The 12,757-nt window shown below is 67.8% G+C and carries 11 protein-coding genes; 7 read left to right on the plus strand and 4 right to left on the minus strand.

The genetic code is table 11. The features are described 5' to 3' along the window. Positions 1-80 precede the first annotated feature (80 nt). Positions 81-1,676, minus strand: coding sequence for an ATP-binding protein (locus tag CHRYSEO8AT_RS08365; RefSeq protein WP_159848993.1), 1,596 nt, complete (start codon positions 1,674-1,676; stop codon positions 81-83). 170 nt (positions 1,677-1,846) lie between these two features. On the opposite strand from CHRYSEO8AT_RS08365, the gene CHRYSEO8AT_RS08370 reads away from it, so the two are divergent. From CHRYSEO8AT_RS08370 to pheT, 4 genes are read left to right on the plus strand one after another with little or no spacing between them, the layout of a single operon-like run. Further along, a complete protein-coding gene (locus tag CHRYSEO8AT_RS08370; protein ID WP_159848996.1) occupies positions 1,847-2,821 on the plus strand; it encodes a polysaccharide deacetylase family protein in 975 nt (324 codons plus the stop codon). 41 nt (positions 2,822-2,862) lie between these two features. Next, positions 2,863-3,939, plus strand: a complete 1,077-nt coding sequence (pheS, locus tag CHRYSEO8AT_RS08375) for a phenylalanine--tRNA ligase subunit alpha (RefSeq protein ID WP_159848999.1) — start codon at positions 2,863-2,865, stop codon at positions 3,937-3,939. Further along, positions 3,939-4,337 carry a hypothetical protein gene (locus tag CHRYSEO8AT_RS08380; RefSeq protein ID WP_159849002.1) on the plus strand — a complete coding sequence of 133 codons (399 nt, stop codon included), beginning with the start codon at positions 3,939-3,941 and terminating at the stop codon, positions 4,335-4,337. Before pheS ends, CHRYSEO8AT_RS08380 begins: the two co-directional genes overlap by 1 nt. Before the next feature lie 7 nt (positions 4,338-4,344). Then, positions 4,345-6,798, plus strand: coding sequence for a phenylalanine--tRNA ligase subunit beta (pheT, locus tag CHRYSEO8AT_RS08385; protein WP_159849005.1), 2,454 nt, complete (start codon positions 4,345-4,347; stop codon positions 6,796-6,798). Between the two features lie 28 nt (positions 6,799-6,826). Here the strand turns inward: pheT and CHRYSEO8AT_RS08390 are convergent, their stop codons facing one another. Further along, positions 6,827-7,099, minus strand: a complete 273-nt coding sequence (locus tag CHRYSEO8AT_RS08390) for a hypothetical protein (RefSeq protein ID WP_159849008.1) — start codon at positions 7,097-7,099, stop codon at positions 6,827-6,829. On the opposite strand from CHRYSEO8AT_RS08390, the gene CHRYSEO8AT_RS08395 reads away from it, so the two are divergent. Continuing rightward, positions 7,077-8,363, plus strand: a complete 1,287-nt coding sequence (locus tag CHRYSEO8AT_RS08395; RefSeq protein WP_159849011.1) for an alpha/beta fold hydrolase — start codon at positions 7,077-7,079, stop codon at positions 8,361-8,363. The two genes, CHRYSEO8AT_RS08390 and CHRYSEO8AT_RS08395, sit on opposite strands and share 23 nt — an antisense overlap. Before the next feature lie 107 nt (positions 8,364-8,470). Next, entirely contained in the window at positions 8,471-9,082 is a 612-nt protein-coding gene (locus CHRYSEO8AT_RS08400) for a DUF1134 domain-containing protein (RefSeq protein WP_159849016.1), read from the plus strand. A gap of 114 nt (positions 9,083-9,196) precedes the next feature. Here CHRYSEO8AT_RS08400 and CHRYSEO8AT_RS08405 read toward each other — a convergent pair whose 3' ends face one another. Both CHRYSEO8AT_RS08405 and CHRYSEO8AT_RS08410 read right to left on the minus strand, forming a co-directional pair. Further along, entirely contained in the window at positions 9,197-10,093 is an 897-nt protein-coding gene (locus CHRYSEO8AT_RS08405) for an SDR family oxidoreductase (RefSeq protein ID WP_159849019.1), read from the minus strand. A gap of 8 nt (positions 10,094-10,101) precedes the next feature. Further along, positions 10,102-11,334, minus strand: coding sequence for an NAD-dependent epimerase/dehydratase family protein (locus tag CHRYSEO8AT_RS08410; protein ID WP_159849022.1), 1,233 nt, complete (start codon positions 11,332-11,334; stop codon positions 10,102-10,104). 354 nt (positions 11,335-11,688) lie between these two features. On the opposite strand from CHRYSEO8AT_RS08410, the gene CHRYSEO8AT_RS08415 reads away from it, so the two are divergent. Further along, positions 11,689-12,717 carry a DUF4167 domain-containing protein gene (locus tag CHRYSEO8AT_RS08415; protein WP_159849025.1) on the plus strand — a complete coding sequence of 343 codons (1,029 nt, stop codon included), beginning with the start codon at positions 11,689-11,691 and terminating at the stop codon, positions 12,715-12,717. Positions 12,718-12,757: the final 40 nt, after the last annotated feature.

Raw genomic sequence — 12,757 nt, forward strand, 5'->3', positions numbered from 1 at the left:
CGTAGCGCAAGAAAATGACGCCCGCTCCGCTTTCCGGGGCGGGCGTTTTTCGTTTCAGGGCCTGTCGGAAGTCCGCCCGTTCAGGCGGCTTCGGCCACTTCCGCCATTCGGCTTTGCGCCAGCACCATGCGAATGGCGTTCAGCAGGGCGTCGGGCTGGATCGGCTTTTGCGCCACCCCGTTCATGCCCGCAGCGATATAGTCCAACTCGTCACGCTCATCGGCGTTGGCCGTCAGCGCCAGGATCGGCAGGGCGCCGGCCGGGCCGGGCAGGGCGCGGATGGCCCGCGTCGCGGCGACCCCGTCCATCACCGGCATCTTGATGTCCATCAGGGCCAGGTCGAACGGTCGAGCACTGACGGCGTCCAGCGCCTCGCGCCCGTTCTCGGCCATCTCGCAGGTGCAGCCGAACATCTCCAGCAGCTTGCCGGCGACGAAACGGTTGGTCGCATTGTCGTCCACCACCAGCACATGCAGGGTGTCGTGCGGCGTCGGCGCGGCCATTTCGGGCGCCGTCGTCCCTCGTTCGTTCGCGACGCGCAGCGGCAGTCGCACCTGGAACCGGGCGCCGCCCTGGGGCGAGGTCGCCAAGGAGATGCCGCCCCCCATCCGCTCGGCGATCTGGCGGCAGATGGCCAGACCCAGGCCGGCGCCTGCGCCCTCGCGCCCGGCCTTGCCGGTGTTGAAGGGGTCGAAGATGGTCGCCGCCGCCGCCTCGGGTACGCCGGGGCCGCTGTCGTCCACGGTGAAGATCACCTCGCCGTCGGGCCGGCTTTCGATCAGGGCGACGACCTCGCCCGTCAGGGTGAACTTCAGGGCGTTGCCGATCAGGTTGTTCAGCAACTGCTTCAACCGCATGCCGTCGGCCTGAACGTAAGGGACGGCCAGGTCGGTGTGGATCGTCAGGGCCAGGGCCTTCTCTTCGGCCCGCGCGCGCCACAGGGCGTCGATGTCGAAGGCGACGGCCGATAGGTCCAGCGGCTCTTCTTCCAGGGTCAACATGCCGGCCGAGGCGCGCGACATGTCCAGCGCGTCGGTCAGCAGCCGCAGCAGGCTCTGGCCCGAATCGATGACGGTGCGGACGTAGGGGCGCAGCTCTTCCTGCTCCAGCTTCTTGTCCATCAGGGCGGCGACGCCCAGCACCCCGTTCAGGGGCGTGCGGATTTCGTGGCTCATCACCGCCAGGAACTCGGACTTGGCGCGGCTGGAGGCGACGGCCTCGGCCTCGGCGATGGCCAGGTCGCGGGCCAGGGCGCTCATTTCCTCGGCGCGCTGGCGGTGCAGGGCGGCGCCGGCTTGTACGATCTGCAGCGCGGTGCCGACGCCGACGTAGCGACCGTCCGCCACCACGACGAAGCCGCCCAGCAGGGCCCCCAGTTCCGCCGCCCCATAGGCTTGGAAGAAGGCCTCCGCGCTGGTCGCCGCGTCCGCCATGGGGGCGTTGCGATCCATCAGGCTTTCGGCGGGTTTCCTGGCATAGAGGGCGCGTCCGAACTCGGCCGCCATCCTCAGGGTGAAGGCGTTGCGCTCGATGATGCCGACCGGGCGGCCGTCGTCGTCCACGACGGCCAGGGCCAGGGTGTTCGGCTCGGTCTGGAACCGTTCGAACACCTCGGCGCCGGGCGTAGACGGGGCCACCGGCGCGATCAAATCAACGAAGTCACCGATACGCGGCATCAAGGTCCTCACCCGTTCGGAGGCCTGCTTAGCGGCTGATATTTAACGCCAGCTTTGCCGTTCATGAACCTTTCGCGGCGGGTTTTCGACAGTTGATCCGTTAACGGACGGAAATCACATAATTTCAAATGGACGTTTCCCCACGCGTGCTTCGACGCTAGCCTCGCACCATGATGCGCCCCCTGATCTGCAGCCTGGCTCTCGCTCTCGCCCTGGCCCACCCCGCCGTCGCGCAGGAGCGCCGCGTCGCTGTCACCTTCGACGACCTGCCGTTCCAGGCGGACGAGGCGACCTTGTGCGATCCGGCGCGGATGATGACGATCACCGAAGACTTCGTCGCCATGCTGAAGCCGCTCGACACCCACGGTGCGGCCTTCGTCAATGCGGGCAAGGTGTGCGAGGCCGAACGCGCCACGACCCTGCCCCGCGTGCTGAACGTCTGGTTGGACGGTGGACTGGACCTGGGCAACCACACCTTCAGCCACATCAACATCCACCGCACGACGGCCGAGACCTATTTGGCCGACGTGGACGCAGGCGCCCCGATCGTCCGCGACGTGCTGGAGGCGCGCGGCAAGGCCCTGCGCTGGTTCCGCCATCCCTATCTGTTCACCGGCGAGACCCAGGACAAGCACGACGCCATCGCGGCAGGCCTGGCCCAGCGCGGCTATACGGTGGCGCCGGTCACGATCGACAACAACGACTGGATGTTCGCCGACGTCTATCGCAAGGCCGAGTCGCTGGGCGACACGGCCCTGATGCAGCGCATCGGTCAAGCCTATGTGGCGCACATGACCACGGTGCTGGATTTCTTCGAACCCTACAGCGCCGAGATCGCTGGCGGTCGCGAACCGGCCCAGGTCCTGCTGCTGCACGCCAACAGTCTGAACCAGGCGTATTATCCGCAGGTCCACGCCCTCTATCTTGCGCGCGGCTATCGCTTCGTGCCGCTGGAGGAAGCGTTGTCCGATCCGGTCTACGGCCACGCCGATACCTATGTCCGCGCCAACGGAATCTCATGGCTGCACCGCTGGATGCAGACCGACGGCCGGCCCATCCGCTGGGAGCCGGAACCGCCCGCCTGGATCGTCGCGGCCAACAAGGCGCCGGCGTCCGAACTTCAGGCCATCGCATCCGCCCCTTGAAGGGTGACGAAAGCCGTTCCACCCGTTAAGGCACGGGGCAAATGACCGATCTCGCCACACTCGAACTCGACCTGATCAACGCCATCGGCGGCGCCGAAGGCGTCGCCGCCCTGGAAGAGGTGCGTGTCGCCGCCCTGGGCAAGTCCGGCTCCGTCTCCGGCCTGCTGAAGGGCATGGGTGCGATGAGCCCCGACGAACGCCGCGAACAGGGGCCGATGATCAACGGCCTGCGCGACCGCGTCGCCGCCGCCATCACGGCCAAGAAGGCCGAACTGGAGGCCGCCGAACTGGACGCGCGGCTCCAGGCCGAGCGCATCGACCTGACCCTGCCGGCCTGGCCGCGTCGCAAGGGCGGGGTTCACCCCACCATGCAGGTGATGGACGAGATGATCGCCCTGTTCGCCGAGATGGGCTTTGCGGTCGCCGAAGGCCCGGATATCGAGGACGACTTCCACAACTTCACCGCCCTGAACTTCCCGCCCAAACACCCGGCGCGGGAGATGCACGACACCTTCTTCCTGAAGCCCGACCCGGAAACGGGCGAGCGCAAGGTGCTGCGCACCCACACCAGCCCGGTGCAGGTCCGCACCATGATGTCCCAGAAGCCGCCGATCCGCATCATCGCGCCGGGCCGCACCTTCCGTAAGGATTCGGACGCCACCCACACGCCGATGTTCCACCAGATCGAAGGCCTGGTGATCGATCGCGACATCCATATGGGTCACCTTAAGACCACGCTTCAGACCTTCATCGCCCGCTTCTTCGAACTGGACGAGGTCCAGGCGCGGTTCCGGCCGCACCACTTCCCCTTCACCGAACCTTCGGCCGAGATGGACATCCGCTGCGACCGCTCGGGCGGCAAGCTGGTGTTCAACAGAGGCGACGACTGGCTGGAGATCCTGGGCTGCGGAATGGTGCATCCCAATGTGCTGCGGAACTGCGGCATCGACCCGGACGAGTATCAGGGCTTCGCCTTCGGCATGGGCGTGGACCGCCTGGCCATGCTGAAATACGGCGTGCCCGACCTGCGTCCTATGTTCGACGCCGACACCCGCTGGCTGTCGCACTACGGCTTCTCGGCGTTCGCCGCCCCCAATCCGGCCAGCGGACTGAGCTGATGAAAACCATACTGCCGATCAATCGCCCGCTCGCCGACGCGCCGGACCTGAACGCAGCGAGGTTCGAGAACGTCGACATCATCTTGTACGAACTCTATGCTGCCGCCGATGCCAAAGGAGTTCCGCTGGTCGAGGGCCGCACCTTCACGGGCTGCCGCTTCCAGGGGCCGGCCGTCATCTTGGTGTCGAACGGCGTCACCTTCACCGATACGAACTTCGGCGACGGTCGGGGCAGCATCAAGAACCTGCTGACCCGTTCGCTGGGCGACAAGGCCATCGGCACGATCCCGATGCGCGACTGCAAATTCATCGGCTGCGAATTCTATGGCGTCGGCTTCACCGGCACGGACGAGTTCCTCGACCAGGTCGCCGCCCTTACCGACAAGCCCAAGGCCTGAGACCGTTATGAAATTCACCCTGTCCTGGCTGAAGGACCACCTCGAAACCGAGGCGGACGTGCATCGGATCGCCGAGGCCATGACCATGGCCGGGCTGGAGGTCGAGGAGGTCATCGACCCCGCCGCCAAGCTCGCGCCCTTCACCGTGGCCAAAATCCTGTCGGCCGAGCGTCACCCGAACGCCGACCGGCTGCAGGTCTGTCAGGTCGAGACCGTCGATGGCTTGAAGGAGATCGTCTGCGGCGCGCCGAACGCGCGGGCGGGCCTGACCACCATCTACGCCCCCATCGGCGCCTATGTGCCCGGCCTGGGCGTGACCCTGGTCGAGAAGCCGGTACGCGGCGTGGTGTCGAACGGCATGCTGTGTTCGGCGTCGGAGCTTGAGCTGTCGGACGAGAGCGACGGCATCCAGGAACTGCCGCCCGAGATCCCGGTGGGAACCCCGGTCGCCGGCCTGTTCGGCGCCGAACCCGTGATCGATTTCGAGGTCACGCCGAACCGCCCCGACTGGCTGGGCGTCGCCGGCATCGCGCGGGATCTGGCCGCCGCGAGCGTCGGCAAGCTGAAGCATTTCGACATCGCGGTGGTGCGCGGGGCCTTCCCGTCGCCGATTAGCGTGCGGCTGGATGCGCCGCAGATGTGCCCGGTCTTCGCCGGTCGCGTCATTCGGGGCGTCAAGAACGGGCCGTCGCCGGCCTGGCTGCAAAAACGCCTGACCGCCATCGGCCTGCGCTCGATCAACCGTCTGGTCGATGTGACCAATCTGATCGCCTACGACCGCGCCCGGCCGCTACACGTCTATGACGTGGCCAAGCTGGTTGGGACCGAGATCGTGGTGCGCGCGGGCCAGGTCTCAGCCGAGACGGCTCATATCGAGGGCGGCGAGCCCGAACATCTGATCGCCCTGGACGGAAAAACCTACGCGGCATCGGCCGCCGACTGCGTCATCGCCGACGCCGGGGGCGAGCGTCCCATCGGCCTGGGCGGCGTGATGGGCGGCGAGTCGACCGGCTGTGACGAGACCACGACCGACGTCTTCGTCGAAAGCGCCTGGTTCGACCCGCTGGTCGTCGCCCAGACGGGCCGGGCGCTCGGCATCCATTCCGACGCCCAGTATCGGTTCGCGCGCGGAGTCGATCCGGTCTCGGTCACGCCGGGGCTGGAACTGGCCACCCGCCTGATCCTGGACCTGTGCGGCGGCGAGCCGTCCGAGATCGTCTTCGTCGGCGAACCCCCCGCCAGCCCGGCGCCCTTCGCCTTCGACCCCGCCTATGTGAAGCGGCTGACGGGCATGGACCTGGCCGACGACCGGATCGGGACCATCCTGGGCCAGCTCGGCTTCCTGGTCACCGCCGGCCCCGCCGATCAGGCCGAGCCCTGGATCGTCACCCCGCCGTCCTGGCGCCGCGACGTCGAGGGCCGCGCCGATCTGGTCGAGGAGGTCGCCCGGATCGAGGGCTTCGACAGCCTGCCCGACACGCCCCTGCCTGAGGCCGCTCGCCCCGCCGGCGGCGTGCTGAGCCCGCGCCAGGCCCGCGTCCGCACGGCGCGCCGGGCCCTGGCCGCCCTGGGCTACGCCGAGGCCGTCACCTGGTCCTTCACCAAGCAATCGACAGCCGTCCTGTTCGGCGGCGGCGATGACAGGCTGGTGCTGGAGAACCCGATCGCAGCCGATCTGGACTGCATGCGGCCGTCGGCCCTGCCGAACCTGATCCAGGCGGCGGCGAGGAACGCCGCGCGCGGCTTCGCCGACGCCGCCCTGTTCGAGATCGGCCCCATCTATCTGGGCGACGGTCCCGCGGATCAGCGCACGGTGATCACCGCCCTGGTCGCCCCGCACGCCGCCCGCCACTGGGCCGGCGCCGGCGAGGACGCTCTGTTCACGCTCAAGGGCGACCTGACCACCCTGCTGGAAGAGATCGGCGCCCCGGTCGCCTCGCTGCAACTGACGCAAGGCCAGAACCGCGACTGGTGGCACCCCGGCCGTTCGGCCCGGCTGCAGCTGGGTCCCAAGAACGTCATGGTCGAGCTCGGTGAACTGCATCCGCGCGTGCTGAAGGCGCTGGACGCCGACGGTCCGATCCTGGCCTTCGAGATCGTGCTCGACAACGTCCCCGAGCCGCGCGGCCAGAAAAGCAAGAATGGGGGCGGCAAGGCGCGAGGATCCGCCGACCTGTCCGCCCTGATGCCCCTGACCCGCGACTTCGCCTTCGTGGTCGAGGACGCCAAGCCGGTCGGCGACCTGGTCCGAGCCGCGACCGGCGCCGATAAGGCCCTGATCGCCGAGGTCCGCGTCTTCGACGTCTATCGCGGCAAGGGCGTGGACGACGGCTTCAAGTCCGTCGCCCTGGAAGTCGTCATCCAACCCCGCGACGCCACCCTGACCGAAGCCGAGATCGAAGCCCTGACCGCCAAGGTCGTGGCGGCGGTGGAGAAGCAGGGCGGCAAGCTGCGGGGGTAAGGCTGACGTACCCACGGTCCTAGCGGCGTTACCGATCCTTAAGTTGCCCCATTGAGCGCAAGTCGCGACGGTGACGGCGAACCGGGGGCGCCGCTTTGAACATACTGAAACTATGCTTGGCTGTGGCGGCGACCATCCCAGGCGTCGCGTTCGCGCAGACCGCGCCCTCGCGCGCCTTCTTTGAGCCGGGCTCCTGCGTCGTCGAGGTCGCGGCTGGCGAAAAGATCGACTGCGGCACGTTGAACGTCCCGGAAAACAGGTCGGTGGCGGACAGCCGGATGATCCGGCTGCCGGTCATCATCTTCCGCAGTCGCGCGGCCCAACCGGCGTCCGACCCAGTCATGTTCCTGACAGGCGGTCCCGGCAACAGCGCATTGACCGGCCAGCGCTCGGGCAAGAGCAATCCTTTCCTCGACGCACGCGATCAAGTGTTGCTGGAGCCGCGCGGCGCGAGACTGTCTCAGCCGGCGCTTGAATGCCCTGAGATCAACGCTCTGAAAGGCGAGATCGGCGCGGGTCGATTACGGGCAGGGGCGGGGCAGGCGGCTTTGTCCGCCGCAGCCGGAGCCTGTCGTACGAGACTTGAGGACGCCGGAGCGGACCTGAACGGCTACAACTCGGCGGAGGCGGCCGACGACATCGAAGATCTTCGTGTCGCCCTGGGCTATCCCCAACTGAATCTCTACGCCCTGTCTTATGGGACGCGGCTGGCGCTAACGGTCGCCAGGCGGCATCCGGCCTCGGTGCGGGCAATGGTGCTGGACTCCGCTTTGCCGCCCGAGGTGAACTATGACGAGACCGCCAGCGCCAACACCTGGCGCGCGCTCAACGCGGTGTTCGACGGATGCGCCGTGGACCCTGTCTGTGCGGCGGCCTGGCCGAACCCAAGGGCGGACTTCCAGGCCCTGGTGGCCAAGGCCGACAGCGAACGTCTGCCCTTCGGTCTGGCCGATCCCTCGATAGATGCAAGAGGGGCTGAGGTCGTCCAGGCCGTCGGCATGGCCTTGCAGAACCCGCGTCTCATTCCCCTCATCCCCCGCGCCGTGGGTGGGGCTCTGGCGGGTCGGTATGAAGAAATGGCCGGCTGGATCACTCAGGGCCAGGGTCTCTCGAACTTCACCTGGGGGCTGAGATTGTCGGTCTGGTGCAGCGAAGAGGCGCCGTTTCAGAATGCGGATCGCGTCCGGGCGCAGACGTCGGCGGATTACGGTCTGGGCGGCATGGACGCCCGTGCGGCGTCGCCGGCCATGTGTGAGGCCTGGAATATCGCACCGGCGCCGGCGGTCGAGAACGAGGCGGTGCGTAGCGATGTCCCCACCCTGATCCTCGCGGGCGAGTTCGATCCATCCACCCCGCCGCAATGGGGGCAACGGGTGCTGGTGAACATGCCGAAGGCCTTTTTCGTGCAGATGCCGGGCCTCAGTCACGGCGCCAGCTTCAACGCCTGCGGGGGGCGTATGGCGTTCGACTTCATCAACGACCCTGGTGCGCCGCCCGTGATGACGTGCGTCGCCAAACTTCCCGGCGCGGACTTCGCCGCCAGCGCAACAGAGCCAGCAACGTAAGCCCCCGTTAACCTTGAAGCCGCAAGGCTGCCGCAAAGGTCGGGGACGGTGCAGCGAAGACCGGCGCGCCAGCCGGCCGTCCTCTCGCCGCCTTCGGAGCGTCCCCCATGCATCGTCGCCAAATGATTCTTTCCGGCCTGGCCACAGCCGCCGGCGCCTCGGCCGTCGGCGCCTGCGCCACGGCGCCGGCGCGCGATCCCAACTATCCGATCCGCTCGGACCAGACCGCCCAGGCCTACAGCTTCGACGAACTGGTCTCGGCCGGTTCGCGCGAGTTGGGCATTGCGGCCGAGGTCGTGGGCGGCGCCATCGAGCGTATCTTCGCCGACCAGGGCGACCGCCCCACCGCCTATATCGCAGGCGAGGAAGGGTCCGGCGCCGTGGTCGTCGGCGCGCGTTACGGCCGCGGCGCCCTGCACATGAAGGACCTGTCGGCCTCGCAGGAGGTGTTCTGGCAGGGCGCGTCCGTGGGTTGGGACTGGGGCGGCAACGCCAGCCGGGTCTTCACCCTAGTCTACGGCCTGTACCACCCCGACATGATCTATCGCCGCTATCCGGGGGTCGAGGGTTCGGCCTATCTGGTCGCCGGCATGGGCGTGAACTATCAGCGCGCCGACGGCATCGTCCTGGCCCCCATCCGCACCGGCGTCGGCCTGCGCCTGGGCGCCAACGTCGGCACGATGAGCTATAGCCGCCAGCGGAATTTGCTGCCGTTCTAAGCTACTCACCGGCTTGACCCGAGGACCGAGCGTCGGTCGGACTGTGCGTCGCCCCTTCGCATGAGCGGCGGATCATCCGGTCCTCGGGTCAAGCCCGAGGATGACGGGGTGTGATCAACTCACCAACCGCAACGGCGGTGGCGCATCCAGCAGCGTCGCCAGCCCTTCGCGCCAGGTCGGATAGGCAGGCCGCCAGCCTAGCTCGGCCTTGGCCAGCGCGTTCGAGACGCGTTTGGAATCCAGGTAGAAGCGCCGCATCGCCTCGCTGACGCTGTCGTCGGTCCAATCGACCTGGGGCGGGCGGGGCAGGCCCATCCGGTCGGCGGCCCATTCCATCACCACGTCCGCGGGCGAGGGTTCGTCGTCGGTCAGATTGTAGGCCGCCCCCGGACGCGGCCGTGCCATCGAGGCGAACAGGCCCGAGACGATGTCGTCCACATGGATGCGGTTGAAGACCTGGCCCGGCTTCCTGACCAGTTTCGCCGTGCCGTCTCGCAGCCGCTCGACCACGCTGCGTCCCGGCCCATAGAAGCCTGGCAGGCGGAAGATCTGCACCGTCAGCCCCATCCCCTGCGCCCCGTCCAGCCAGTCGCGCTCGGCCCGCACCCGGCGTGCGCCCTCCAGGGTGGCGGCGTTCAGGGGGCCGGTCTCGAACACCCAGCCCCCGGCCCGGTCGCCATAGACGGAGGTGGAGGAGACATAGCCGATCCAGTCCGGCCAGGCGTCGCCGGCCAGCGGTCCCAGGGCGCGCAACCCGGGGCAGCCGTGGGCGTCCGGCGCGGCGGTGATCAGGACCGCCGTCGCGGCCTCCAGCGCCGTCTTCAGCGCGGTCGTATCGGTCGGGTCGATAGCCGTGATCCCCTCCGCCGCCAGCGCGCGACGGCGTTCGGGATCGCGCGAGGTGGCGGTCGCCCGCCCGCCGCGCCGGATCGCCTCCAGCGCCGCCGCCCGTCCCAGATAGCCGCCGCCGAAGACCAGCAGGTTGAGGGAAGAGGGGACGTCGGTAGGCATCACGTTACTCAGGCCGTCAGAACTTTGGAAAGCGGCGCGGCGACTGGCGGACGCGCCTCATTTTCCAGCGCCTCCGCCCGGCGTTGGTTCCAGGCGGACACGCATGGGACCCGCGTCAGATCGGCCCGGTCGGCGTAGCGGCGGGCGATCTCGGTCACCTCGTCCATCAGGCCCTGCGCCAGGGTGATCGGCTTCAGCCCCAGGTCGCGGAACTGGTCGTTGGCGACGACCAGATCGTTCTCGTCGGCCTCCTGGCGGGGGTTGGCGACATTGTGGATTTCGGCGCCGGTCTTGTCGGCGATCATGGCCGCCAGGTCGCGCACGCGCCGGCTCTCGGTCATCTGGTTCAGGATCTTGACCCGCTCGCCGCGCCTGGGCGGGTTCTTCAGCGCCAGTTCGACGCAGCGCACCGTGTCCTGGATATGGATGAAGGCCCGCGTCTGGCCGCCTGATCCGTGCACCGTCAGCGGATAGCCGACCGCCGCCTGCATCAGGAACCGGTTCAGCACGGTGCCGTAATCGCCGTCATAGTCGAACCGGTTGATCAGCCGTTCGTCCTGCTTGGTCTCGGTCGTCTGGGTGCCCCAGACGATGCCCTGGTGCAGGTCGGTGATGCGCAGATTGTCGTTGCGAGCATAGAACTGGAACAGCAGGGCGTCCTGCGTCTTGGTCATGTGATAGATGCTGCCCGGATTGGGCGGGAACAGGATCTCCTGCTCGGCCGGGCCGTGGTCGGTGTCCACCGTCACCTTCAGATAGCCCTCGGGGATACGCAGGCCAGCGGTGCCGTAGCCATAGACCCCCATGGTCCCCAGGTGCGCCAGATGCACGTCCAGCCCGCTCTCGACGATGGCGGCCAGCAGATGGTTGGTGGCGTTGATGTTGTTGTCGACGGTGTAGAGCTTGTGCCGCGCCGACTTCATCGAATAGGGAGCCGCGCGCTGTTCGGCGAAATGCACCACGCTGTCGGGGGCATAGTCGCGGATCAGGGCGACCAGACGATCGAACTCCTTGCCCACCGTCATGTTGACGAAGCCGATCTCGCGGCCGGAGACTTCCTTCCACGCCTTGATCCGCTCGCCCATGGTGCGGATCGGCGTCAGCGACTGGACCTCCAGCTCGTTGTCGATGTTTCGGCGGCTCAGGTTGTCGACGATGGTCACGTCCCAACCGCTGGCCGACAGATGCAGGGCCGTGGGCCAGCCGCAGAAACCGTCGCCGCCCAGAACCAGAACACGCATGGGATAGCCTCGTCGTCGTCTCAAAGGTCATGCCTAGCCCAGCAGGCGGGCATCGGCAAAGCGGGGCAGTTAACGAGCGCGTGCGACGCTTTGACGAATACCCCTTGGAAAGGGGCGTCGCACAGGTTAAGTCTCGCTCGTCTCCCACTCAAACGCAGCTTTACGGGCCTCAACCCGGTTGTTCGCGACTTGAGCCGATCATGACGGTCGGTCCCGAAAGGACCGGCGCACCATGCGGGCGACAAGGCATTCCGACAGTTCGACAATCGGGGATCGGCCCCGAGCGAAACGGAACCACGAAACGGACGGAACCGGCCGACGGCCTGGGCTCCATCCCTGCACACGGTAGCGCGAATGAGAGATTTCAAGGGCATGAAGCGTCAGCGCGGACGCAATCGGAACAAGGCGGGCGCGTCGAACGCCAACAGCGCCAATCCGAATCGTTCGTGGGACTCGCAAGGCCCCGAAAACATCAAGGTCCGGGGCAACGCCCAGACCGTGTACGAGCGCTATCAGCAGCTCGCCCGCGACGCCTCGTCCGGCGGCGACCGGGTGCTGGCCGAAAATTATCAGCAGCACGCCGAACACTATTACCGCGTCCTGCGCGCGCTTCAGCCGCAACGGTCCTTCTCGGACATCGCCGCGCGCGAACAGTCGAACCAGGGCTTCGACATCGATTTCGAGGATGAATCCGGGGCCCAGGCCGCCGCCTTCGTCGCCGCCCAGCAGGCCGCCGACCGCCAGGTTCAGGAAGCTGCCGAGCGCAGCGAGCAGAACCAGAACCGCGATCAGAACCGCGATCGGGACTACAACCGCGATCGCGACCAGACGCAGAACCGTGATCGGGACCGTGACCAGAATCGCGACCGTGACCGCGACCAAAATCGTGACCGCGATCAGAACCGCGACCAGACCCAGAACCGTGACGCCCAACCGCCTCGCGAACCGCGAGAGCCCCGCGAGCCGCGCGAGGGTGAAGAAGTCCGCGCCGATGGCGAGGGCGGTCGCCGCGAGAGCCGTCGCGAACGCTGGGAGCGTCGCCGCGAGGAACGCAACCGTCGCTTCGACGGCCAGGAAGGCGAAGGCGCCGACACCTCCGCTCACGCCGAGGCCGAAACCGTCACAGAGACGCCCGTCGTCGAGGCGCCCGTTGTCGAGAGCAAGGTCGAAACGCCCGCCGTCGAGGACCGTCCCGCCCGCCGTCCGCGCCGCACCGCCGCCGCCATCGCTGCGGACGAAGGCGACGCCCCGACGGCCCTGCCGGGCTTCCTGACCCGCGCCCCCGCTTCGGTCGCTGCTGCTCCAGAAGCCGAAGGCGAGGCGGCCCCGCGTCGTCGCGCCCCGCGTCGCAAGCCGGAAGCCGCCGCGACCAGCGAAGATTAAAACAACTCAAGCGAGCGTGTTTACCTGAACGCAACTCCTG

The sequence above is a fragment of the Brevundimonas sp. G8 genome, from assembly GCF_902506205.1.
In the GTDB taxonomy this organism is placed as follows: domain Bacteria; phylum Pseudomonadota; class Alphaproteobacteria; order Caulobacterales; family Caulobacteraceae; genus Brevundimonas.